This window comes from Streptosporangium sp. NPDC050284, assembly GCF_044459525.1.
Lineage (GTDB): Bacteria > Actinomycetota > Actinomycetes > Streptosporangiales > Streptosporangiaceae > Streptosporangium.
The window spans coordinates 37,460-61,692 of record NZ_JBITIZ010000001.1 but is presented as its reverse complement, the minus strand read 5'-3'; the positions used below and the strand labels follow the sequence as shown (position 1 = coordinate 61,692).

General features: G+C 69.9%; 15 protein-coding genes and 1 other RNA gene. 5 read left to right on the top strand and 11 right to left on the bottom strand.

Going from position 1 to position 24,233, the window contains the following annotated elements; all coding sequences use genetic code 11:
* The first annotated feature begins 91 nt into the window (after positions 1-91).
* A complete protein-coding gene (locus ACIBH4_RS00230; protein ID WP_362768310.1) occupies positions 92-1,291 on the top strand; it encodes an ATP-grasp domain-containing protein in 1,200 nt (399 codons plus the stop codon).
* Complete coding sequence (locus ACIBH4_RS00225; protein ID WP_362509097.1) at positions 1,288-2,487, top strand: MFS transporter; 1,200 nt, start codon at positions 1,288-1,290, stop codon at positions 2,485-2,487. The genes ACIBH4_RS00230 and ACIBH4_RS00225 overlap by 4 nt, the downstream gene beginning before the upstream one ends.
* A gap of 124 nt (positions 2,488-2,611) precedes the next feature.
* Here ACIBH4_RS00225 and ACIBH4_RS00220 read toward each other — a convergent pair whose 3' ends face one another.
* The 5 genes from ACIBH4_RS00220 to ACIBH4_RS00200 all read right to left on the bottom strand — a co-directional run bounded on the left by ACIBH4_RS00220 (position 2,612) and on the right by ACIBH4_RS00200 (position 9,669).
* A complete protein-coding gene (locus ACIBH4_RS00220) occupies positions 2,612-5,335 on the bottom strand; it encodes a BTAD domain-containing putative transcriptional regulator (RefSeq protein WP_362509099.1) in 2,724 nt (907 codons plus the stop codon).
* Positions 5,336-6,002: 667 nt separating this feature from the next.
* Positions 6,003-6,397: RNase P RNA component class A (gene rnpB, locus ACIBH4_RS00215), an RNA gene on the bottom strand.
* 367 nt (positions 6,398-6,764) lie between these two features.
* Complete coding sequence (locus ACIBH4_RS00210; protein WP_399171406.1) at positions 6,765-8,090, bottom strand: bifunctional RNase H/acid phosphatase; 1,326 nt, start codon at positions 8,088-8,090, stop codon at positions 6,765-6,767.
* Positions 8,091-8,095: 5 nt separating this feature from the next.
* On the bottom strand, positions 8,096-8,836 hold the full coding sequence (locus tag ACIBH4_RS00205) for a C4-type zinc ribbon domain-containing protein (RefSeq protein WP_362509105.1): 741 nt from the start codon (positions 8,834-8,836) through the stop codon (positions 8,096-8,098).
* The gene (locus tag ACIBH4_RS00200; protein WP_362768313.1) at positions 8,833-9,669 is read right to left on the bottom strand and encodes a Nif3-like dinuclear metal center hexameric protein; all 837 of its coding nucleotides are present in this window, start codon (positions 9,667-9,669) and stop codon (positions 8,833-8,835) included. Before ACIBH4_RS00200 ends, ACIBH4_RS00205 begins: the two co-directional genes overlap by 4 nt.
* Positions 9,670-9,841: 172 nt before the next feature.
* Here ACIBH4_RS00200 and ACIBH4_RS00195 point away from each other — a divergent pair, with 172 nt between their 5' ends.
* The 3 genes from ACIBH4_RS00195 to ACIBH4_RS00185 all read left to right on the top strand — a co-directional run bounded on the left by ACIBH4_RS00195 (position 9,842) and on the right by ACIBH4_RS00185 (position 13,259).
* On the top strand, positions 9,842-11,281 hold the full coding sequence (locus ACIBH4_RS00195) for an NAD(P)/FAD-dependent oxidoreductase (protein WP_362768316.1): 1,440 nt from the start codon (positions 9,842-9,844) through the stop codon (positions 11,279-11,281).
* A gap of 145 nt (positions 11,282-11,426) precedes the next feature.
* Positions 11,427-12,458 (top strand): dipeptidase, encoded by a 1,032-nt coding sequence (locus ACIBH4_RS00190; RefSeq protein WP_362768319.1) that lies wholly within the window; start codon positions 11,427-11,429, stop codon positions 12,456-12,458.
* Between the two features lie 198 nt (positions 12,459-12,656).
* Positions 12,657-13,259: a TetR family transcriptional regulator C-terminal domain-containing protein gene (locus ACIBH4_RS00185; RefSeq protein ID WP_362768322.1), complete on the top strand. Its 603-nt coding sequence runs from the start codon at positions 12,657-12,659 to the stop codon at positions 13,257-13,259.
* On the opposite strand, the gene ACIBH4_RS00180 is transcribed toward ACIBH4_RS00185, so the two are convergent.
* From ACIBH4_RS00180 to ACIBH4_RS00155, 6 genes are all read right to left on the bottom strand, one after another.
* A complete protein-coding gene (locus tag ACIBH4_RS00180; protein ID WP_362768325.1) occupies positions 13,204-14,133 on the bottom strand; it encodes a DMT family transporter in 930 nt (309 codons plus the stop codon). The two genes, ACIBH4_RS00185 and ACIBH4_RS00180, sit on opposite strands and share 56 nt — an antisense overlap.
* A 194-nt stretch (positions 14,134-14,327) precedes the next feature.
* Positions 14,328-15,599 carry an MFS transporter gene (locus ACIBH4_RS00175; RefSeq protein ID WP_362509124.1) on the bottom strand — a complete coding sequence of 424 codons (1,272 nt, stop codon included), beginning with the start codon at positions 15,597-15,599 and terminating at the stop codon, positions 14,328-14,330.
* Between the two features lie 282 nt (positions 15,600-15,881).
* Positions 15,882-19,058 (bottom strand): amino acid adenylation domain-containing protein, encoded by a 3,177-nt coding sequence (locus tag ACIBH4_RS00170; protein ID WP_362768327.1) that lies wholly within the window; start codon positions 19,056-19,058, stop codon positions 15,882-15,884.
* Positions 19,055-21,157, bottom strand: a complete 2,103-nt coding sequence (locus tag ACIBH4_RS00165; protein ID WP_362768330.1) for a non-ribosomal peptide synthetase — start codon at positions 21,155-21,157, stop codon at positions 19,055-19,057. Before ACIBH4_RS00165 ends, ACIBH4_RS00170 begins: the two co-directional genes overlap by 4 nt.
* Positions 21,151-22,599: a condensation domain-containing protein gene (locus ACIBH4_RS00160; RefSeq protein WP_362509133.1), complete on the bottom strand. Its 1,449-nt coding sequence runs from the start codon at positions 22,597-22,599 to the stop codon at positions 21,151-21,153. The genes ACIBH4_RS00165 and ACIBH4_RS00160 overlap by 7 nt, the downstream gene beginning before the upstream one ends.
* Entirely contained in the window at positions 22,586-24,106 is a 1,521-nt protein-coding gene (locus ACIBH4_RS00155; RefSeq protein ID WP_362509136.1) for a condensation domain-containing protein, read from the bottom strand. Before ACIBH4_RS00155 ends, ACIBH4_RS00160 begins: the two co-directional genes overlap by 14 nt.
* Positions 24,107-24,233: the final 127 nt, after the last annotated feature.

Sequence of the window (24,233 nt, the reverse complement as noted above, 5' to 3'; positions counted from 1 at the left end):
TGACACGGGATGATTATTCACTTAGCAGCCGATCATCCCCTGGAGAGTCACCATTCACGCCCAAGGAAAACGGCCCCTGCTCATCCTGATCGTGACGGGCCTTCAGAATTACCGTGAGTACCTACTGGCGAGCATCAGTACCCGCTACCGGATTCATCTGTTCACGTTGACCCCGACCACCTGGGAAGATCCTTACCTGGTCGGCAGCACCGTCGTCACGGCGACCGACACCGACACACTCGCCGTGGCGGCCGCCGAGCTGAATGCGCGTGAGCCGGTCAGTGGCGTGATCTGCTGGGACGAATCCCGGGTCCACCAGGCAGCGTGCGTCGCCGAGCGCCTCGGCCTTCCACATACTCCTGCCGAGGCGGTGTGGCGCTGCCGCGACAAATACCAGGGCCGCTCCGCCCTGGCCGGGCTCGCACAGCCGAAGTTCGCTCTGGCCGGGACCGTCGAAGAGGCCTTGGCCGCGGCCGAGAACATCGGCTATCCAGTGGTGGTCAAGCCCCGGGCCGCAGCGGCCAGTTATGGCGTGTCGCTGGTGCGCTCCGCCGAGAAGATGTCCGAATCCTTCGCCTTCGCGGACCAGGCAACCGTGGCACATATGCCCGAGTTCGACCAGTCAGTCCTGGTTGAAGAGTATCTCGCCGGACCCGAAGTGAGCGTGGACTCCGTAGTCGTCGGCGGGCGCGTGACACCGCTGTTCATCGGCCGCAAACAGACCGGCTACCCGCCCTACTTCGAGGAGACCGGCCATGTGGTCACGAACCATGACCCGCTGCTGCGCGACCCCGCTTTCCTCACCTTGCTCCAGGACACCCACACCGCGCTCGGCTTCACCCACGGCTGGACTCACGCCGAGCTGAAACTCCACCCGATCCTGAAGATCATCGAGGTGAACGCCCGGCTCGGGGGTGACATGATCCCTTATCTCGGGATGGCCGCCTCAGGGATCGACCCCGGCCTGGCCATCGCCGCGCTGGCCAGCGGCGCCGAGCCGGCGCTCGAGGTGCGACACGACCTGGTGGCGGCGATCCGGTTCTTCTATCCCGAGCATGACGACACCGTTATCGACAGCGTGAAGTTCGACGCTGCGGCGCTGCCGGCCGAAATCGACCGAGCAGTCGCCGTCGTCATGCCCGGCGCCATCGTCTCCCCACCACCGCGCGGCCTGCTGATGGGCCGGATCGCGTACGCCACCGCGGTCGCCCCGACCGAGCAAGAGTGCGTGGCCGCCCTCGACCAGGCGGCCAAAGCACTGCAGATCAGGGAAAGGACGGAGGTTCGGTGACCACCCACCCCCCTCAGACCCACGCCGAGAAAGCCGGTGTAATCGCGACCTTCACCGAGGCGCCGTTCGCCGTGAAGGCGCTTCTCTTCGGTGTTCTGGTCAACAAGCTGGGTTCGTTCGTCCAGGTCTTCCTCATCCTTTTCATGACCACCCGTGGTTTCACAGGGGTCCAAGGAGGGATAGCACTGGGCGTCTACGGTGCCGGCTCCGTTCTGGGCGTGCTGGCCGGCGGCACGCTGGCCGACCGCATCGGCGCCCGGATGACCATCGTTTTGGGAATGGTGGGAACTGCCGTACTTCTCGTCGCCGTGCTGCACATCCGCTGGTACGCGGGGATACTGGCGGCGGTGGCCCTGGTCGGGATGATCAGCCAGGTCTACCGACCGGCAGCCTCCGCATACATCGCCGCGCTGATCCCGGGCGACCAGCAGGTGATGATCACCGCGATGTACCGGCTGGCGCTCAATCTGGGCACCACCGCCGCTCCGCTGCTCGGAGCGGCACTGGCCGCGGTCTCCTACGATCTGCTGTTCTACGGTGAGGCGGCCGCCGCCCTCTGTTACGCCGTGGTCGTCCTGGTGGCCTTGCCGCGCAGAACCGTCGTATCGGTTGCCACCCCTGTCAGTCAGACAGGTGGGTACCTGGTGGTCCTGCGTGACCGCCGCTTCGTCGCCTTCTTGGTCGCTGTGATGCTCAACTCGGCGGTGTACATCCAGTACATGAGCACCCTTCCGCTTGCCATCCGCGAGGCGGGCTTCGACACCTTCTGGTACGGAGTCATGCTCGCGATCAACGGTGCGATTGTGATCTGTTTCGAGCTGTTGATGACCAAGATCGTCCGGACGTGGCGGATGCGACAGGTGGTGACGGTCGGCTTCTTCTTGCTGGGCGCCGGTATGGCCGTATACGCGCTGCCTGGCGGACTGGCGGTGTTCGTCATCGGCACCCTGCTCTGGACACTCGCCGAGATCATCCAGGGGCCGTCGATGTTCGCCTACCCCGCCCTCGCCGCCCCCCCTGAGAGCAGGGGGCGCTATCAGGGTGCCACCCACGCGATGTTCGGTATCGGAACCGCTGTCGGCCCCGCTGTCGGCGTCGTCCTTTGGAGCAACCTCGGCCAGCCTGCCTGGATCATCATGGGCGCGATCTCCGTGCTGGCCCTCATCCCCGCCTGGTATGCCTTCGGCAAGAAGTAGGTGACGTTCACCGGCCGAGCACGGCGGGGGCAGGAAACGCGGCCGACGGGTTTCGGAGCGGATGCCGAGCAAGGCCTGGGCGATGGTTACGGTGACTCGCCCTACCCGTTCTCAGCCTTAGGACTTACTTGTCCAGGAGTTCCTGGGCCTTGCGCCAGAGCTGCAGCGCCCCGACCGTATCCCCAAGCTCTTGTCTAAGGTCGCCGTACCTGCTCAAGGTCTCGGCCTGGTTATAGCGGTGCCCAAGCCGGGGAAGTTGCTCGTCCAGGAGAATCACCTGCCGATAGCACTCCTCAGCCGCGTCAAGGTCGCCGCTGCTCTGGTACGCGTAGGCGAGGCTGTCCCATACGTCGGCCTCGCCGGCCAGGTTTCCGGATTCGCGATTGAGGGTCAATGCCTCGCGGCAGGCCGACACAGCCGTGTCGTAATCGCCGAACGACGCGAAGTACCAACCCAACGCATTGCGCGCCTCGGCCTGCCCGACCGGGTTGTCGTCCTTGGCGTGCAGATCGAATGCCCGCTCGGCGTGGTGCCGGCACTCGTGCTTACGGTGACGTCTACCGCTGTACAGGCTGAGACGGTGATGGGTCCTGGCCTGTCCGCCGATGTCGCCGATCTCTTCGAACAGGGCGAGCGCGCGGACCAGTTCCGGCTCGGCGCCTTCGCCTGCGGGATCCAGCAAGTCGGCGGCACTCCCGAACTCCAGCCGAGCGATGGCCTCAGCGTACGGATCTCCAAGGGCACATGTCGCATCGACCGTGTTCTTGGCCACCCGATACCAGTCGTGCCAGTGACCGAGCGGTTCCAGGAAGGGAGCGAGCCCCTCGACGATCCGCCACGTGTGGTTGGGGAGGCCGTCGTCCTGCGCCTTGAGAAGTGCTGCAATGATCGAGCCTCGGTTGTCCTCGAACCAAGCTTCAGCCTCGGCCACCGTTTGGAAATGGGTCGTGAGCACTCCGTGCTGCAGGGTGGGCAGCGGGGTGAGGCGGCGGGTGGGCATGAGCAGTCCCACAGCTCGGTGGACGTTGTGGAGGTAGTAATCCAGCACACGGTTGGAGGCCAACCGTCGGTCGGCCTCCAGCTCCTCCTGGTTCACGACCTCCGCGGCGAAGCTGTGGACCAGGTCGTGCATCGAGTACTGCCCCGGTCTCACATTCTCCACCAGGTGGTTTCTCGCGAGGTTGGTGAGAGCTTTTTGCGTGCTCGCCAGGGACATCCCGGCGAGAGTGGCCGCCGCCGCAGTGGTCACCTGATTTCCATGATGGAGGCCGAAGAAGCGCAACAGCCTACGTCCATCGTCGGTCAGGTGCCGGTAGGAGCCGTGGAGCAGGGATCGCATGCTGGTCGCGGTGTCGCCGGTTTCCAACCGGTCCAGCGGGCTCAGCGTCTCCTCGAACATCTCTACGAAGTCCGCGAGTCGCAAAGACGGCTGGCTGAGGGTCATCGAGGCCAGGATGCTGGCCGCAAGCGGAATGCACTCTGACATCGCGACCATCGTGGATATCGCCTCGGGCTCAGCCTTGACCCGCTCGTCCCCGACGAATTCCTCGATCAACTTGGCCGTCTCGTCCATCCGCAACGGTCCCAACCTGATCGACTTGGCGCCGGTACTGACCAGGAGGCCGGTCAGCTGGTTGCGGCTGGAAATGACGGTCAGGCAGCCGGACGAAGCGGGGATCAGGGGAAGTACCTGCTCGGTGTCCCCGACGTTGTCGAGAATCAACAGCACCCGTTTGCCCGCGAGCGCACTTCGGAACAGGGCCGCCTGCGCCTCGAGCTGTACCGGGATTTGACTTTCCGGAACGCGGAGCGCGTTGAGCATGGACCGGAGCGCGGTCTCCGGCTCGATCGGATTGCCCGAGGTCTCGAAGCCTCGGAGGTTGAGGAAGAGCTGGCCGTCAGGGAACAGATCTGCCACTTGATGTGCCCAGTGCACGGCCAAAGCAGTCTTGCCGATGCCCCCGATGCCGCTGATCACCACGATGGAGGCAGCCGTCCTGTCCCCTCGCTGCGTCTGACTCAGTACTTGGTTGAGTACTCCTAGCCCGTCGACTCGTCCTGTGAAGTGATACGGGGCTGCGGGCAGCTGTCGGGGTACCATCGCGGGCGACTCGATCGCCTGCTGCCGGGCTTCTGGTTCTTCACCGGCTTGCGGCACGACCAGGGTTTCGTCGTTCTTGAGTATCGCCAGATGCAGTTGCTGCAGTTCGAGCCCCGGCTCGCTTCCCAGCTCCTTGATGAGCTCGCGGCGAATCCTCTGGAAGGCGGCGAGAGCGTCACCCTTACGCCTACTGCGGTAGAGGGCCGTCATCAACTGAGCCCAGAACCGCTCACGGAACGGATGTGACTCGACAGCGCGCTCGAGCTCCAACACGATGTCATCGTGATGCCCGAGCGCGAGCTGGGCCTCGTAATGCAGCTCCAGAGTTCGCTGATGAAGCTGCTCGAGGTAGGGCAGCTCGCGCTCCCGAAGGCTCGCGGACGGCACCTCGGTGAATGGCTCGCCAGACCAAAGCGCAAGCGCTCGCTGCAGCTCGCCTGCGGCCGCCCTCCAGTTGCCCTCCCGTACAGCGGACCTCGCGTTCATCGCGTGCCGTTGAAACATCAGCAGGTCTACCTCATGCACCTCGGCTCTGATCTGGTAGCCCTGCGGTCGGGTCACGATCCTGCCGCCCAGTTCGTCGCCCAGTGCTTGACGCAGCCGCATCACATAGGTGCGCAGAGCTACTCTGGCGTTTTCCGGAGGGTATCTGCCCCAGAGGACCTCGATCAGGTGTTCCACCGACAGAGGCTGGTTCGGTTTTGCCAAGAGTGCGGCCAGTAGCGCGCGCTGACGGCCGGAGTTCACGGGAATCGTTCTATGGCCGTCGCTGATACTCAGCGGCCCGAGTATCTGGGCTTCCAACCGTCACCCAGCCTTTCACCATTCTCCTAACGCAACACTTTTGCTGTCAATATTTCCATGATATGGGTACCGGATTCGTAGAGCTAGTAGTACGGGCATCGCGATATACTTCTGGCCTTGGGAGGCGTTGAGGTTTTCTCGATGAAAGAGATCCGGACAGATCGAATTCGAATATCGCAGTGGCCCGAAACAAGCGTGAAACCGCCGGCAGAAGAGTGTCTTGCGACGGATCAACCTCTACACGGAACGGCTCTATATGATCTAGAAAAAGTCATTATCCGTCCTTGAAAGACCAGCACGGAAAGTGTTACCGCACCCGCACGCTACGCACTGAACTCGGCCGACGTTGAGAGCATCGAGATGTTGCCGAAGAACGCGGCAGCAGACGATCCCGCCGGCGAAGATTTCCTCCGACGCCCGTGGCGGTTCGAGGGCCTACTACTTAAGCAGGTGCGGAGATTCCTCGCCCTCGGTCCGTTTCGACCAAACGGGTTCGTCTCGTGAACCAAGCGGGGCCGGGGGCGTCTTCGTGATCTCTCGGGCGAATGTGCCCTAAATGTGCCCTGATCTTGCCTGACGGATGCTCCATGCCAGGTCAGCGGCTTAAGGGCGGACGAGTCGGCCTGTAGGCCGGGTTTTGTCCTTCACGTGTGTGAAGGGGCGACCATCCATCTAGGACCGACGTTGCCGTCGGCCTCAAGCGGTCTACCCGCGCGACTCGGGCGAGCAGCCCTCAGGCGTCGCGCGCGGGACGCTCCGAAGAGCGCCCCTTCTTGACCTTGCTCCAGGTGGGGTTTACCGAGCCGCCCACGTCACCGTGGGCGCTGGTGGTCTCTTACACCACCGTTTCACCCTTACCTCGTCCTGCGACGAGGCGGTCTGTTCTCTGTGGCACTTTCCCGCGGGTCACCCCGGGTCGGCGTTACCGACCACCCTGCTCTGTGGAGCCCGGACCTTCCTCGGCGGGCCTCGTAAGAGACCCGACGCGGCCGCCCGGCCGGCTCGTCCGCCGTGATCCAAGCCTAACGGCTCCCAAGTGGACTCCAACCGAGCGGCAAGTCGCGTGCGCTGGAATATGGATCAAGCGAGACGGGACGGACGAGCACCGGGGGAACCGATGAGAGCACCGACGACCGGCGGGGCAGCCGGTTTCGCACGCCGTGAGGGTTCCGGCCGCCGCGGAGGGCGAATGTTTCACCGCCTCCGCGGCCGGGGCCTGTCATGGACGTGAGCCGCCTGCGCGGGGATTTCAGCATCCCCGCGGCCTTTAGTGGATGGGGTTCACCACCCCTGCGGCCTTTCGTGGACGTGAGACCGCCGAGGCGGGGGTCTCATCGCCTTCACGGTCGTCCGTGGAGGTGAGACCGACGGTTCAGCGTAGGTGCGAGGTGTCGTTGAACGCCTTCACCACCGCCGGGCCGTCGGCGTAATACTCGATCAGGGACAAAGCTGACAGGTCGAGATGCATGCGGTACAGCGCGCCGAGGGGAGCGAGCAGCGCGGACTGCAGCAGCATCTTGATCGGCGTGACGTGGGAGACGGCGAGGACCGTCCTTCCCTCGTAGCGCTCTATCAGCAGGTCCCCGATCGCCTGGACCCGCCGCGCCGCCACCCCGAAACTCTCCCCACCCGGCGGCGCGGCGGACGGGTCCGCCAGCCACGCGGCGAGTTCGTCGGGCCAGCGGCGCTGGATCTCGGTGAACGTGTAGCCTTCCCAGGCGCCGAAGTCGGCCTCCCGCAGCCCTTCCTCGACGACGACCTCAAGTCCCGTCCTCGCCGCGACGATCTCCGCGGTGGCGCGGGCGCGCTTGAGCGGCGAGCTGACGATCACCTGGATGTCGTACGGCTTCCCGGCCAGTTTGACCGCGGCGGCCTCGGCCTGGGCGATGCCGTTGGGTGTGAGCTCGGGGTCTCCGAGCCCGGAGAACCTCCGTTCGATGGAGAGCGGCGTCTCACCGTGCCGGAGCAGGTACAGCGAGGTCGCGGTGGAGGTGGGCGGGCGCCAGCCGGTGCTCGAACCGGGGGGAGCGATCGTCAGAGTCGCCTGCGCCGTACGGTCCGCCTCGGCCGGCTCTCCCGTCCGGGCCGCCCGCGCCGACGCCTCCGACGCCTCCGCCGACCGGTCCCGCGTTCCGGGGAGTCGGCCGCCGGATGCTTCCGTCTCGGAGGCCCGGCCACCGGGAACTCCCGTGCTGGAGACTCCCCTGCCGCCAGGCGCTTCACCGACAGGGGGCCGACCTCCGGGTGCTCCCGCGCCAGAAGAGGCCGAGAGGCGCCAGGGGCGGCCCTTGGCCGCGGCGTCCATCGCCTCGTTGGCGAGGCGGTCGGCGTCCTTGTTCTTCTCGCGGGGGATCCAGCGCCAGGTCACCCTGAGACGTCTGGCGAGGGCCGCGGCCTCCAGGGCGAGGGGACGCAGGCCCTCGTTCTTGATCTTCCACCGGCCGGCCATCTGCTCGATGACCAGCTTGGAGTCCATCCGGACCTCGACCTTCGCGCCGTCGCCGGCGAGGGCGAGGAGGGAGGTCAGGCCCGCGATGAGCCCGCGGTACTCGGCGACGTTGTTGGTCTGGGTGCCGATCGACTCGGCGGTCTCGACCAGCGCCTGGCCGTCGGCGGCGTCCTTGACGACGGCACCGTAGCCGGCCGGGCCCGGGTTGCCCCGCGAGCCGCCGTCCGCCTCGATGACGTACGAGGTCACAGGACTCACAGGCCGGACTCGGCGGTACGGACGAGGATCCGGCGGCACTCCTCGCAGCGGATGACCTCTTCGTGGGAGGCGGCCTTGATGCGGTTGATCTCGGCGATGGACAGGCTCGTACGGCAGCCGAGGCAGCGGGCTCCCTGGAGCATCGCGGCGCCCACCCCGAACTGCTCCCTGAGCTTCTCGTAGAGGGCGAGCAGGTCGGCCGGGATGTCGCCGGCGACCTCGGTGCGCTTGCCCTGGAGCTCGCCCTTCTCCTTGTCGATCTCGGCGAAGGCGGCGTCCCTGCGGTCCTCGGCGGAGCCGCGGGTGCCGGCGAGCTCGTCGCGCTCGGCCACGAGCTTGGTGACCCGCTCGTCGGCCGACTCGCGGCGCTCCATGATCTCCAGCACGACCTCCTCCAGATCGTCCTGCCTGCGCTTCAGGGAGACGATCTCGGACTGGAGGCTGGCCAGGTCCTTGGGCGAGGAGACCTGGCCGGAGTCGAGGCGCTTCTGGTCGCGCTCGGCGCGGGTGCGGACCGAGTCGACGTCGGCCTCGGCCTTGCTCTGCTCGCGGGCGAGGTCGCCGGACTCGGTCTCGGCGGCGATCACCTGGGTCGCGATGCGGGCGATGCGCCCGGAGAGCTCGTCGATCTGGGCCAGCTCGGGAAGGGTGCGGCGGCGATGGGCCAGCCGGTCGAGGGCGGAGTCGAGTTCGGCCAGGTCAAGCAGACGTTTCTGGGCCGCAGGAGCTGCTTTCACGTGAAATCCTCGCACTTTGCTGTTGTGTTCCAGGCGTCCGTGACCGTCTCGGATACGCGCGTCTCAACAGTAATCCCCCTGGCGGCCGACGCGGACGCGAGATGGTGTGCCGCGTCGGCGAGCCAGGGCCATTCGGTGGCCCAGTGGGCCGCGTCGATCAGCGCGGGGCCACCGGAGTTCTCCATGAACTCGCTGGCCGGGTGGTGGCGCAGATCGGCGGTGAGGAAGACGTCCACCCCGGCGGCGCGGGCCGTCCCGAGCAGGGAGTCTCCGGCTCCGCCGCTGACCGCGATCCGCTGGACGGCGCGGTCGGGATCTCCGGCGACCCGCAGGCCGCCCACCGTGGCGGGGAGCCCGCGGGCGGCCTGCCTGGCGAATTCGGCGAGGGGGACGGGCTCTGGCAGCGAGCCGACGCGGCCCAGTCCGCGCCGGGGGTCGTCGGCGGCGGGGCTGAGGGGGACGAGCGGGCCGGTCAGGCCAACGGCGCGGGCGAGTGCGTCGGAGACTCCGGGGTCGGCGACGTCGGCGTTGGTGTGGGCGGTGAAGAGCCCGATGTCGTTCTTGATCAGCGTGTGGATCAGGCGGCCCTTGGAGGTGGTCGCCGCGACACTCGTGGTGCCGCGCAGGTAGAGCGGATGGTGGGTGACGACGAGGTCGGCGCCCCAGTCGAGGGCCTCCTCGGCGACGGCGGCGACCGGGTCGACCGCGAACAGGATCTTGCGCACCTCGGCGGCGGGATCCCCGCAGACGAGCCCGACCGCATCCCACGACTCGGCCCATCTCGGGTCGTAGCGGGACTCCAGCTCTGTGACGATGTCGGCAAGCGTAGGCACGTGCGCAGAATATCGGCCCTCTCCAACGGTCAGGTCTCCCCCTGGAGCTCCAGGCCCCCGGTGGCCTGCCAACGGCCACCTCGGGATTTCCCCAGTGATTGCCCCGGCGGCTTCCACGGCTTCGGGGGCATCGCCTAGCGTCAGTGAACACTCACACCCGGAGGGCGTGCGCATGGGGCCTAATGTCGCGATCATCGGTGCCGGATTCGGCGGCCTGTGTATGGCCATCCAGTTGGAGAAGGCCGGCATCCGCTCGTACACGATCTTCGAGAAGGGGTCCGACGTCGGGGGGACCTGGCGCGACAACACCTATCCGGGGGCGGGCTGCGACACCCACTCGCATCTCTACTCCTTCTCCTTCGAGAGATACTCCAGCCGGACGCGCCGCTATGCCGGGCAGCCGGAGATCCTGGGTTACCTGCGGGGGTGTGCCGACAAGTACGGCCTGCGTTCCCGTATCCGGCTGAACACCGCGGTCGTCTCCGCTGCCTTCGACGAGTCGCTGGGCAAATGGCGGGTCCGTACGCCCGCTGGGGAGGAGGTGTTCGACGTGGTGGTGTCGGCGATAGGGCAGCTGAACCGGCCCCAGTTGCCCGATATTCCGGGAATATCGACATTCAATGGAGCGGCCTTCCACTCCGCGCGCTGGAACCACTCCGTCGACCTGGCGGGCAGACGAGTCGCCGTGATCGGGAACGGGTCGTCGGCGGCGCAGTTCGTCCCGAAGGTGGCCGAGGTGGCCGGGCACCTGGACCTCTTCCAGCGAACCCCCAACTGGGTGCTTCCCAAGCAGGGCACCGACTTCAGCCCGCGCGTGCGGACGGCCTTCCGCCTCGCGCCGTTCCTGCAGCGTGCCTACCGCGAGTGGGTCTACCGGTACGCGGAGCACATCCTCTACCCGGCCCTGGCCGGGGGCTGGAGCACGGACCTGGTGCGCAAGTATGCCCTCGGGCACCTGCACGAGCAGGTCTCCGACCCGGTGCTACGGGCCAAGCTGACCCCTTCCTACCCGCTCGGCTGCAAGCGGGTCGTCATCGACAGCGACTTCTATCCCGCGCTGACCCGCCCCAACGTGGACGTCGTCACCGACCGGATCACCCGGATCGTCCCCGGCGGCGTGGAGACCGTCGCCGGAGTCCGCGAGGCCGACGCGATCGTCTACGCGACCGGCTTCGAGACCTCGGAGTTTCTGAGCACGATCGAGGTCACCGGACGCGACGGGCGGCGGCTGGCCGAGGAGTGGAAGGAAGGCGCCGAGGCGTACCTGGGCATCGCCGTGCCGCACTTCCCCAACCTGTTCCTGCTGTACGGCCCCAACACCAACCTCGGTCACACCTCGATCGTCTTCATGCTCGAATGCCAGGTCCGGTACATCATGGGCTGCCTGCCGCAGCTGGCCTCACGCGGGCCGATGGAGGTGAGGCCGGAGGCGATGGACACCTGGCGGCAGAACCTCGACCGGGACATGGAGGGCATGGTCTGGCAGGCGGGCTGCACGAGCTGGTACAAGAACGCCTCGGGCAGGGTCACCGGCAACTGGCCGGGCAGTGCGACCGCCTACCGCCGTCTCACCAAAACCCCGCGCCCCGAGGCCTTCCACTTCGCGCGCTGACCCACTCCGCGCACGCGAGTACGCGAAGCCCCCAGATCGTCGTCGCTCTCTCGGTCAACACCCACTCCGCGCGCGAGTACGCGAAGGCCCGGCGGGCCGATAGCGTCGTGGCGAACCAGAGCCGTCCGCGCAGAAGGGCCCGCCCGTGTCCGCCGACCTCCACCGCGACTCCGTGGTCGCCGATACCCACAACGATCTGCTGATGGCGGTCACCGCGCGTCCGCCGCACCGCTGGGCGTCGTTCTTCCGGGAGCGCTGGCTGCCGCAGTTGCGTGAGGGAGGGGTGAACCTCCAGGTGCTGCCGGTCTTCGTCGACGAGCAGTACCGTCCCGAGGGGGCGCTGCGCCAGACCCTGCGCATGGTCGAGTGCGCCCACACGCTGGCCGAGGGCAACGCGGAGACCGTCCGCCTGTGCCTGGACGGCGCGCAGATAGACCAGGCCCTCGCCGAGGGCAAGATCGCCCTGGTCCTGGCGATGGAGAGCATGCCGGGCCTGGACGCCTCCGTCGAACTGCTGCCGACCCTGCACCGCCTGGGCGTGCGGATCGCCTCGATCGCGCACTGGGGCCGCACCGCGCTGGCCGACGGCAGCGGCGAGGACGCCACCGGCGGCAGGCTCACCGGCGCCGGAGTCCAGACACTGCGGGAGATGGAACGCCTCGGCATGATCTTCGACATCTCCCACCTGAGCGTCTCGGGGGTCGAGCACGTGCTGGAGCTGGCGAGCAGGCCGGTGATGGCCACCCACTCCTCGGCCCGCGCGCTGCGCGAGCACCACCGCAACCTCACCGACGACCAGATCCGCGCCGTCGCCGCGACCGGCGGCGTCGTCTGCGTCAACTTCCTGGCCGCCTTCCTGGCCGAGGATCCGGCCGAGTACACCGTGGACCGGCTGGTGGACCACATCGAGCACGTCGCGGGCGTCGGCGGTATCGACCACGTCGGCCTGGGCCCCGACTTCGTGCGCGAGGTGCTGCACGACGTGACTCCCCCGTGCTGCGAGACGGACTACGACGTCGATCCCTTCGCGGCCCTGCCGGGACTGTCGGGCCCCGGCGGGCTGCCCCTGGTCACCGACGCCCTGCTCAAGCACGGCTTCGCCGACGAGGAGATCACGAAGATCATCGGCGGCAACGTACACCGGCTGTTCCGCGCCGAGCTGGGCAGGCCCGCTTGAGCGAGCCCGGCCGGTGCCCGGGCGACGGGGCGCGGCGCGGCGGGATCCCCCTCTGAGTCTCGGCTCCTCACCGTCCGTGGCGTTCCTACTCCCAAGTAGGTGACAGCGCGTGGGGTGCCCGATTCGTCCTGTGCATACCTCTGTACCCCGGCTGCACCCCGGCCCGGACGGCGATCCCTGACGCGCTAGTGTTCCCTTGTGGCAAGGGGATTTGGGCGATTACGTCGTGAAGATCTGCTCCGGACCGCCTGTGATGTCATCGCGGCCCGGGGCTTCGGTCACACGCGGACAACCGACATCGCCCAGGCGGCCGGCGTCAGCCAGGCGCTGCTCTTCTACCATTTCGAGACCAAGGAGAAGCTCTTCGCCCAGGCCTTCTCCTACGCCGCCCAGCTCGACCTGGACGCGCTCGCCAAGGTGGAGGAGTCCGGTGGCTCCCCCCTCGACCGGCTGCGGGCTCTGCTCAGGTTCTATCCGCCCAGCGGGAAATCCAAGTCGTGGGCCCTGTGGATCGACGCCTGGGCCGAGTCGATACGCAACGCCGAGCTTGAGGAGACGTCCCGCAGGATCGACATGCGCTGGAAGGAGGCGCTCCGCGCGATCATCGACGACGGCGTCGCGGCGGAGGTCTTCACCTGTGCGGACCCCGAGGGCACGACCTGGCGGGTCATGTCTCTCATCGACGGCCTTTCCACGCAGGTGACGGTGCACCGGCGGGTGCTCTCGCGGGCGCGGATGACCGAGTTCATCCGGACGGCCGCGGCGGCGGAACTGGGCCTCTCCCCCGCCGAGCTGAGCTGAACAGTCCCCCGGGCGACACGACCAGGAGCATGGCGAGGGCGATCAGCCCGCCGCCGAGGTAGACGCCCGTGGTGAGCGGCTCCCCGTGCAGTGCCACGGCGAGGGCGGTCACCCAGAGCGGCTGGGTCGACAGGATCACCGCGGCGGACACCGGCGAGACATGGACCTGGCCCCAGGAGCGGGCCAGGAAACCCAGCGCGCAGGCCACGATCGACAGGTGGCCGAGGATCGCCCAGTCGCCCGGCGTCGAGGGCAGGGTGAGACCGTCCGGCGTGGCGAGGGCACCCGTCATGGCGGCGATGGTGCCGAGCTGGATCACCGTGACCGCGTAGGCGTTCTGCCGCGCCTCGGCGGAGTTGCCGAGCAGCAGCGTGTGGACCGCGTACAGGACCGCCGACAACAAAGTGGCGACCAGCGCGGGCAGGACGATGTCCCCCTCCGCCTCCCTCATCAGGGCGAACGCGGTCATCGCGGCCGTGGCCAGCGCCACCGAGGCCCAGATGCGGGCCGACGTCCTGGCTCCGAGCAGGAACAGCCCGAGAACAGGGGTGATCACCACGTACGAGCCGACCGTGAACCCCGAGACCGACGAGGGCAGATCGTGCAGTGAGACCGCCTGGGCCGTCTGGCCCACGCCGAACAGCAGGCCGAGCAGGATGCCGGTGCGCCAGGCGTTCTCCGAGAGCCCTCGCAGGCTTCTCGGGCGCAGCGCGAGCAGTACGAGGGCGGCGATGCCGTACCGCTCGGCGAGAAGGTCCGCCACCGGCACGCGGACGATGAGATCCTTCATCAGCGGGAAAGCCGACCCCCATGCGGCGCTGACGAAGATCAGAAGCACGATTCCCAGAACGGGCCGGGGGGTTACCACTGCCATACCCGAAGGGTCGCATCACCCTCGGCGACCGAATGGTCACCGAAAGGATCGGGGGTGACATGGATACAACGCTGAGTGAAAGACGCAACACCGGCACGAGAGGCCTCATACCTCCACTTGTCTTTCCGCCAGGGGCCGACGGGGGCCCGGCGCTCAGCGGCCCTTCCGACAGGGAGCCGACGGGGGCCCGGCGCTCAGCGGACCGAGCGGATCTTCCAGACGAGGACGGCCCCGAGGAGGACGAGGGCCGCCGAGGTCATGTAGAGGACGGGATAACCGCCGAGACCTGCCACGATGGGACCGGCGATGGCGGGGCCGAGCACCTGGGGGCCGGAGTTGGCGATGTTGATGACGCCGAGGTCCTTGGCACGCCCCTCGGCGGCGGGCAGGACCTGGGTGACGAGGGCGTTGTCGACCGAGAGGTAGATGCCGAAGCCGACCCCCATGATCGCGGCGCCGACCGTCGCGACCTGCCAGTGCGGCCAGAAGGCGAGCATCACCGCGGGGATGACGCTGATCAGGCCGGAGATCGTGACGAGCGCCCTGCGGCGGCCGAGCCTGTCAGAGACGACTCCCGCGACGACGGTGGTGAGCACGACGGCCACGGTGTAGATCAGGATCAGCACGAGCAGGCCGTCCTCGGCCTTCTCACCGGGGAAGAGCCTCTCGTAGCCGACCGCGTCGGCGAGGAAGTACAGCAGGTAGAGCGTGGCGACCGCGTTGCCCAGCTGCATCAGGAAGCGGGTCAGCCAGGCCCAGAAGAAGTCGGGGTGGGTGCGGGGGCTGATCCAGAACCCCTTCAGGAAGGCTCCGAGGTCGAAGGGCGGCCTGTCCGTCAGGCGGGGGTCGGGGGTGGTGAGGACGAAGGGGAGCACGCAGAGCGGGATCAGCGCCGCTATCAAGAAATATCCGGATTCGGTGGTGGTGGCCACCATGGTGACCAGGACCACGGCGAACACCACCCCGAGCGACTGGGGAATCCCGATCCAGCCGGAGACCTCACCTCGCTGACCGACCGGTACGTGGTCGGGCACCCCCGCGCCGAGCGCGGCCTGCATCGCGTTGAGCCCGGCCTGCGCGAGACACCATCCGGCCATCACACCGAGGATCGAGTCCTGGCCCGCCAACAGGACCAGCGCCCCGGCCCCGGCCAGCGCCCCGCCCAGCGACCACGGATGCCTGCGCCCGAAACGCCCTGCCGTACGGTCCGACAACGCTCCGGCGACGGGGTTGAACAGCATCGCGACGGCGGCCCCCGCCCCGGTCACCAGTGCCAGCGCCCCTTCCTTGCCCGCCGGGTCGATCGACGCCACCTGCGAGGGCAGCAGCACCTGGAGCGGCCCGAAGTAGGCCATCCAGAGCGCGAGGTTGGCGAGCGAGATGCCGGCCACCCACCAGGGCCCCACCCTGCGGGTCGGCTCGGCGAGCGCCGCCCGCGGGTCGGGGACAGGCTGGGCGACGCTCATGAAACCTCGCATCTTCGCGGCTCGGCATCTTCGTGGTTCGACATCCTCACGGCTCGGCGCCTACGCGGTCCAGCGTTTCCCGTCTCGGCATCCTCACAGATCGATATCTCCGCCGAGCGGATCGCCGACCTGAGGGCTCGACGCCTCCCGGCGGCGTCTCCCGGGGGCGTCTCCCGATCACCCCCCGGCGGTCTCCCTGCGGCGGAGAGCCGGAGGGGCCGGGAGGCGCCTTCAGGAGGGGCGGGGAACCGGGGCGAAGAAGCGGAGCACCCGGAAAAGAGTTCAGGAACGGTCGGTGCCCGCGAGCAACTCCAGCGCCTCCTCCTCGGTCAGGGAGTCCAGTTCCTCGATCAGCAGCTCCTCCAGCGCCTCGGCGAGGGAGGCGACGGTACTTTTGGCGAAGATCGTCCGGATCGGGACCTCGACCCCGGTGTCCCGCCTGATCCGCGCCCCCACCCGGGTCGCCAGCAGGGAGTGCCCGCCCAGCGCGAAGAAGTCGTCGAGGACGCCGACCGGCCCCGTGCCGAGCAGTTCCTCCCAGATCTCGGCGACCAGCCTCTCCGCGTCCGTACGCGGCGCGACGCGGCCCGTGGCGGGGACGGCGGCGGCCGGTTCGGGAAGCGCGGCGGCGTCGACCTTGCCGCCCGAGGTGAGGGGCAGCGCGTCCAGCGTCACCCACGCCGTGGGGACGAGTTGGCGCGGGAGCGACCGCTCCAGATGCTCCCTGAGGACGGCCGGGTCCGCGGTGCCCGTGACGTACGCGACGAGTTCCTCTCCCCTGCCGGTCACGAAGGCCTGCCGCACCCCGGGGTGGGTGAGCAGACGGCTCTCCACCTCGCCCGGCTCGATCCGGAACCCCCTGATCTTCAGTTGCGCGTCCAGCCGCCCGAGGAACTCCAGCCGCCCGTCGGAACGCCAGCGCGCCCGGTCGCCGCTCCGGTAGCGGCGCGCTCCCGGGGCGCCGTACGGGTCGGGGACGAAAGCGGCCGCGGTGAGCGCCGGCCTGCCGAGGTAGCCCCGGGCCACTCCGGCTCCACCGATGACCAGTTCCCCGGTCGCGCCGGGCGGAAGGGGGTCTCCCCTGCCGTCGAGCACGTGGACGACGGTCGCGCCGATCGGGCCGCCGATCGGGGGGCGTCCCGCGACGTCCCTCGCCCCGAGGTCGGCGGCGGTGGCGATCACCGTCGCCTCGGTCGGGCCGTAGGTGTTGACCAGCCGGACACGGTCGCCGAGCAACCCTCGCCAGCGCTCCACCGCCGCCGCCGAGACCTGCTCGCCACCGAGGATCACCAGGCGGAGCGAGGACGGCCACGCGGTCTCCCTCGGGTCCTCGGTCAGCGAGTGCCAGTAGGCGGTCGGCAGGTCGAGTACGGTGACCGTCGCTCCCTCGGGGGAGGCGAGCAGGGCGGGCAGGGACACCGCGCCCTCCGGCAGGAGCACCAGCGTGGCTCCCGCCGCCAGCGTGGGGAAGACCTCCTCGACGTGGGCGTCGAAGCTGAGCGAGGCGAACTGGACGACCCGGTCGGCCGGGGTGAGGCCGTAGTCCTCGCGCATCCAGCGCACCCGCGCGGCCACCGCGCCGTGCTCCACCAGCACCCCCTTGGGCACGCCGGTGGATCCAGAGGTGGTGATGACGTACGCGGCGTCCTGCGGCGCGGGGAGGTCGCCGGGGTCTCCGAAACCTCCATGGCTCCGGGAGGTCGCGGGGGCGACGGCGACGCGGCCCGGTGGCGGTTCACGCAGGGTGATCAGGTGGGTGGCCGAGCTGTCCGCCATCGAGAAGGCCAGCCGCTCGTCGGGGACCTCCGGGTCGAACGGCAGGTAGGCGGCCCCGGCCCACCAGACGGCGAGCAGCGCGGTGATCGCGTCGACCGAACGGGGCAGGCAGACCCCGACGACGTCCCCCCGTCGCACGCCGCCCTCGCGCAGGACCTCGGCGAGCGCGCCCGCACGGGCGAGCAGCTCGCCGTAGGTGACGCTCTGTTTCCCGCAGACCACGGCGACGGCGTCCGGCGCCCGCCGCGCGGCCTCCAGGATCATCCCGGGAACCAGACCGGCCTCCGAGACGGGATCTGAGACGGGATCTGAGACGGGATCTGAGACGGTGTCCGAAGCGGTGCCCGAGGCGGGACCGGCGTTCGCCGCACGGTCGATGTCCGGGACCGGCCCGCCGGACAGGGCGCGGATCTCGGCGTGGTCGGCGTCGGTCCAGATCGGCAGGGCGGAGAGCGGGGTGCCGGGGGCGTCCGCGACGGATTCGAGGAGGAGGGCGAACCTCGCGGCCAGCCGGCCGACCTCCCCGGTCTCGAACAGGCCCGTGTCGTGGCAGAAGGACAGGTCGAGCCCGTCCTCACCGGACCAGGCCTCGACGAGGAGGTCCACCTTGGCCTGGTGGAATCCGGCGTCGAGGTCGGCCACCTTCAGGTCGCCGAACGTTCTGCGCGGGTTGGAGTCCTGGGTGTGCAGGATGAGCATGGAGGGCAGCAGCGACTCCGCGGGATGGCTGAGCTGCTCGAAGGGGACCGCGGGGTTGCCCAGCGCACCGAAGACCTCGCCGCGGGTACGGCCGATCAGTCCGGTGAACGGCGGGTCGCCCGACAGGTCACCGCGGAGGATCACCGTCTGGGAGACGTATCCGACCATCGGCTCCAGCTCGACGCGGTCCCGGCCGGCGACGACGGTGCCGACCAGGAGGTCGGTCTGCCCGGTGTGCCGCAGCAGCAGCGTCTGGTAGGCGGCGACGAGCACCGTGAACAGGGTGGTGCGGTGCTCGGCGGCGAGCCGCTCCAGCCGCCGCGCGGTGGCGGGGGGCAGCAGGACGCGCTGGACCTCCCCCTGCCCGCTCGCCTCCCCCGGGCGGCGGAACGGCAGCTCGGCCGGTGGCGGTTCCGCGAGTTTCTCCCGCCAGTACGGCACGGCCCGCTCGGCCCTGCGCCGATGCCATCGCGCGTAGTCGCCCGCCTGGACGGGCAGCGGGCGCAGCCGGGGCTCCTCCCCCGACAGGCGAGCGGCGTAGCAGTCGGCCAGGTCGTCGAGGATGACGTTGAGCGACCAGCCGTCCGCGATGATGTGGTGCATCGTGAGGCAGAGCACGTGCTCGTCCTCGGCGACCCGGATCACCGCGACGCGCAGCGGCGGCCCCGCCTCCAGGTCGAACGGCGTGTTGGCCCGCTCGGTCACCAGGCGTTCCGCCTCCTCGTGGCCGCCGGAGTCCAGCCATTCGATCCGGGGCGCCGACGCCTCCTCCACCACGGCCCAGGGCACGCCCTCCTCCTCGGCGAACCTGGTGCGCAGGCTCTCGTGGCGGGCCAGAAGGTCGGTGAGCGCCCGGGTCAGCGCGGCCGGGACGAGGGGGCCGCCGAGCAGGCGTACGAGATACACGTTGTAGGAGGCGTTGCCCGGGTCGAGGCGCTGCAGGAGCCAGAGCCGCTCCTGCGCCGGGGACAGGGGTGCCCTCATGCGCCCGGCGCCAGTTCGTCGAAGATCGCCGCGAGTTCCTCGGAGTCGAGGCCGTCGAGCCGCTCGCGCAGCGCGGCGACCTCGGCGAGGTCCAGGTCGTCGTCCAGGCGGTCCAGCTGCCTGGCGAGCCCCGCGACGGTCGGGTCCTCGAAGAGGGCCGGGAGTGGCACGGCGGCACCGAAGCGCGCCTGGACCCTCGCGATGATCTGGGCGGCCATCAGCGAGTGGCCGCCCAGCTCGAAGAAGTCGTCGTCGGCCCCGATCGGCTCGTCGATCCCCAGCACCTCCGCCCAGATGGCGGCGAGCTCGTCCTCCGCCGCCGTCGACGGCGCCCGGTAGGGGACCGTCCTCACCGGCGCGCCGCCGGGTACCGGCAGCGCCGCGCGGTCGAGTTTGCCGTTGGGGGTGAGCGGCAGGGCGTCGAGCGTGACGAGCTGCGCAGGAACCATGTAGTCGGGCAGGCTCGACCTGAGCCTGTCGCGCAGCGCCTCCCACAGCCCCGCCGTCGCCGATCCCGCCGCGGGGACCACGTACGCCACCAGAGCGGGCAGGCCGTCGGGTCCCTCGCAGGCGCCGACGGCGGCCTGACGGACCTGGTCGGCCGAGCGCAGGACGGTCTCGATCTCGTCCAGCTCGATGCGGAACCCCCGGATCTTGACCTGCCTGTCGGCGCGGCCCAGGTATTCGAGGCGACCGTCCGGGGCGCGCCTGACGAGGTCGCCGGTCGCGTACATGCGCGCTCCGGGACGGCTCGTGAAGGGGTCGGGCAGGAAGCGGGCGGCGGTCAGCGCGGGCATGCCCCGGTAGCCGCGGGCCACCCCGTCCCCGCCGATGTGCAGTTCCCCCGCCTCGCCGTCCGCGACCGGCAGGCCACCGTCGTCGAGGACGTACAGGGACGTCTCGGAGATCGGCTCTCCCAGGCCGATCCCCGCGGGGGAGGGTGCGACGGTCCCGGCGGTGGACCACACGGTCGTCTCGGTCGGCCCGTACACGTTCCACAGGCTCGTCCCCGGGGCGAGGAGCGCGTCGGCGAGGTCGCGCGGCAGCGCCTCTCCCCCGCAGAGCCGGGTGCGGATCGTCTCCGGTACGCCGCCCGCCTCCAGCAGAATGCGCCAGGTCGCCGGGGTGGCCTGCAGGACCGTGATCCCCTCCGCGACCGCCAGCGCCCGCAGCGCCGCGCCGTCGGCGGCCTCCCGTGCCGAGGCCACGACGATCCGCGCCCCGCACGCGAGGGGCAGCAGCAGTTCCAGCACGGAGATGTCGAACGACAGGGTGGTGACGGCGAGCCAGCGGTCTTCCGGTGTGAGTCCCAGCCTGCCGGAGAACGCCCCGAGGAGGTTCTCCACCGCGCGGCGCGGCACCTCCACGCCCTTGGGCCGCCCGGTGGAGCCCGAGGTGTAGATCACGTACGCCAGGCCGCCCCCCGGCCCTCCTGGAATGTCGCGGCGGTGGGCCGGGGCGGTGCCGTCTCCGGGGACGAGCGGGAGCGGCTGCGAGTCGCTCCCGTCCGGCCCAGGGAGTGTGGCACCGTCGGGGACGAGCGCGGGGAGCGGTGGGACCGTGCCACCGGGGACGAGCCGGGGCACCGCGGCGACGACGCCGTCGGGAGCGAGCCGGGACGCCGAAGAAACAGCGTCGTCGTGGGTGAACCGGGACGGCGGGGAGACAGCGCCGTCGGAAGTGCCGTCCGGGGTGAACCGGGACGGCGCGGAAACGGCACCGTCGGGGGTGAGGAGAAGCGTCCTGGGGACGTCCGCGAGCAGGCGCCGGTCCACCCCGGCCTGGGTCAGCACCAGCTCGATCCCGGCGTCCTCGCGCATGAGCCGCAGCCTCTCCTCGGGAAAGGCGGGATCGAGCGGGACGTACGCGCCCTGGGCGGCCCAGACCGCCAGGACCGCGACGACCATCCCCGTGGTGCGTTCCATGCACAGGCCGACCGGGGCCTCGGGGCCCACCCCCTGCCCGCGCAGTACCGCGGCGAGGTCGTCGACCCGCCGGTACAGCTCCCGGTAGGTCAGCGTGCCTCCGGGTCCGCTCACCGCCACCGCGTCGGACGTCGTCTCCAGCGGTTCACGCGTCGGTTCCAGGGTCGTCACCACGGTTGTACACCTCTCAGGTCGGACAGCCGGAGGTCCGGGTCGGCTCCGGCGCGCTCCACCACGTCGGTGAAGGTCCGGATGAGGCGCCGAGCGGTTCCGGCGGAGAACAGGTCGCTGCTGTAGTCGAGGACGCCGCCGAGTCCGCCGAGGCCGTCGGGGCCCCGCCAGGCGTCCACGGACACCTCGGCCTTGGTGCGTCCCGTCGCGGGGGCGGGATAGACCTCGACCGACAAATCACCCATCGTGGTCCGCAGCAGGTCCCCTTTGGGCAGGTTGTGCAGGTTGAACATGGCCTGGAAGAGCGGCGGCCGACTCAGGTCGCGGGGCAGGCGCAGCGCGCCGAGGATCCGTTCGAACGGTGTGCCGGCGTGCCGCAGTCCCCCGAAGAGCGCGGCGCGGGTGCGTTTGAGCAGTTCGCGGAAGGTGGGGTCGCCGGACAGGTCGGCGCGGAGCACGAGCGTGGTGGCGAAGTAGCCGATCAGCGGCTCGATCTCCGGCCGGTCCCTTCCCGCGACCGGTACCCCGACGCACAGGTCCTCTCGCCCGGAGGCCAGTCCGAGGGTCGCCTGGTAGGCGGCGAGCAGTGCCATGAAGAGCGTGCAGCGCGTCCCCCTGGCGACGTTCTCCAGCCGGGCGATCGCCTCTTCGGGAACGAACAGGCTCTCCTGACCTCCGCGTCCGCTCCAGCGGGCCGGGCGGGGGTGGTCGGCGGGAAGGTCGAGGGCGGGCGCCCCGGCGAGCGTCCTCGTCCAGTGGTCGAGGCTTGAGGCGTCCTCGTCCGACTCGGCGCGGCGCCTCTCCTCCTCGGCGACCTGCGGGTACTGCGCCGGAAGCTCCTGTAGCCCGGGCGGCCTGCCCTCGCGGTGCGCGGCGTAGCACTCGGCCACCTCCCGCATCAGGACGTCGAGCGACCAGCCGTCGACGACGATGTGGTGCAGGACGATGCAGAGCAGGAAGTCCTGCTCGCCCAGCCGCAGCAGCGCCACGCGCAGCGGCGGGCCGTGTTCGAGGTCGAAGGGCCTGTTGATGAGATCCACGACGATCGGAGCCGGATCGCCGGTGACGTCCACCCGCTCCACCGGTACCGGCCGGGCCGGTACGACGACCTGGACGGGACGGTCACCGGCCAGCCGGAACCGGGTGCGCAGCACGTGGTGCCGCTCGGCCACCCGGGTGAAGGCGACGGCGATCGCCTCCGCGTCGACGGGACCGCGCAGGCGCACGCACCAGGGGGTGTGGTAGGTGGTGTCGTCGGGGTCGAACCTGCCGAGGAACCACAGACGCTCCTGCCCGAACGACAGCGGCCACTCCCTGCCGCCTTCCCCGTCCCGCTCCCGCATCCTCCTCAGCAGCGCGGCGCGCTGTGCCTCGGGGAGGCGCGCCAGTCGTTCGAGCAGCGCTGCGCGGCCGTCGGGCCCCGCCCGGTGGTCAGACGTGACCACCGGCCACCTCCCGCACACCCTGCGCGCCGAGCTCCTGGGCGCCCCGCGTCCGGCCGGTGCCCGGTGAACCGGCGGAGGAACCGTTCTGGCCGTGGACGGCGGGTCGCTCGACCGGGACGATGCCGCACAGTCCGGCGACCTCGTCGAGCGGGACGTCCCCGGCCACGGAGGCGACCAGCAGACTCTCCACCCCGCGCAGCAGCGCGTAGGCCGTGGGGCGCGGCAGGTAGGCGGTGTCGGCCGTCAGGTACAGCTCGCAGGTGGTGGTGGCGGTACCGGTGGCGAACAGGGCCGTGGCGTCCACCTCGGGCCAGGATCCGACGTGGAAGGTCCTGGTCCGCTCGGTGAGTGCGGCGATCGCCGCGGGGTCGCCCGGTGGCTCCACCGCGGGCAGGTGAGGCCAGTGGCCGACGGCCCGCGCGTCGTTGAAGTAGGCCGACAGGTCGACGGGTCTGCCGCGCTCGCGGCCGACCTCCTCGCGCAGCGCCATCATCCGGTACGGGTGGTAGTGCGCGTTCCTGTAGGCGGTCAGCGCCTGCCGGTGCCCGGCACGGGCGGCGTCGGCGAACGTCCCCTCCGGCAGGTCGAGGACGAAGATCCCGTCCTGAACGGCGCTGCCCGCCATCGCCGCGACCCGGGGATCGTGCCGGTTGGCCACGATGAGCTGCATGACCACCTCGTCGTGGCCGGTGAGCGTGCCCAGCAGCACGGCGCTCGCCGTGGTCAGCACGCTGGCCGTGCTGATCGACCAGCGCTCCGCCAGCACCTCGGCCGCCGCCGCGGTGGCGTCCGACTCCATGCCGACCTTGACGAACCTCGGTTCCTCCGGCGTCGTGCGGGGGAAGTCGAACATGCTCAGGGGCGCCCTCTCCAGGACCGCGCGCCAGTGGCGCAGCGTCCGCTCGCCTCGGGCGGCTCCAGGACCTTCGCGCTCGAAGGCGGCCTGGTCCATCGGCTGCCAGGCGGGGGCCGGCGGCTCGCCACCGGCGAGCAGGTCCCGCCAGTCGCGCGCCAGCACGTCCAGCGCCCCGCCGTCCACTGCCAGGTGGGACAGGGTGAGAGCCATCGCCCTCGGACGGCCGTCGGCGGTCACGACGGCGCATCGGAACGGCAGCTCGCTCGCGTAGTCGAACGCGGTGGCCGCCAGCCTGGCGGAGAGTTCCCTCGCCGCGGCGGTCGGTTTGGCCTGTCCCGCGTCGTACACCTCGACGGTGAAGCGGCCCTCGCGCGCCACGCGCTGGACCAGCCCGCCGGGAGTCTCCTCATACGTCGTCCTCAGCGTCTCGTGCCGCTCGACGAGCACGCGCAACGCCCGCAGGACGGTGTCGAGGTCACGTCTGCCGTAGACGGGCAGCACCCAGGGCATGTTGAAGTACGGGTCGTCGTCGTCCAGCCACCGGGTGAGCCGCCAGATGGCGAGCTGGCCCCAGCTGAGCGGCGCCTCCCCGCCCCGTACGCCGGTGAACTCCACGGACGTCGCGCTCAGCCGCGCGAGACCGGCCGTCATCGGGTCCGGCCGTTCTCTTCGTCGACGCCCTCGCGGGACGCCCTGTTCCATCCGTTTATCAGCGACATCGACATTTCAGGCGCCTTCCGTCCGGCCTGTCGCGGCGGCCTCGAACAGCCCCCGCGGC

Bases quoted from the DNA above. Each gene is read 5' to 3' on its own strand.
- ACIBH4_RS00170 (WP_362768327.1), bottom strand. From the start codon at position 19,058: ATGAGGGCACCCCTGTCCCCGGCGCAGGAGCGGCTCTGGCTCCTGCAG.
- ACIBH4_RS00175 (WP_362509124.1), bottom strand. From the start codon at position 15,599: ATGAGCGTCGCCCAGCCTGTCCCCGACCCGCGGGCGGCGCTCGCCGAG.
- ACIBH4_RS00180 (WP_362768325.1), bottom strand. From the start codon at position 14,133: ATGGCAGTGGTAACCCCCCGGCCCGTTCTGGGAATCGTGCTTCTGATC.
- ACIBH4_RS00155 (WP_362509136.1), bottom strand. From the start codon at position 24,106: ATGACGGCCGGTCTCGCGCGGCTGAGCGCGACGTCCGTGGAGTTCACC.
- ACIBH4_RS00195 (WP_362768316.1), top strand. From the start codon at position 9,842: ATGGGGCCTAATGTCGCGATCATCGGTGCCGGATTCGGCGGCCTGTGT.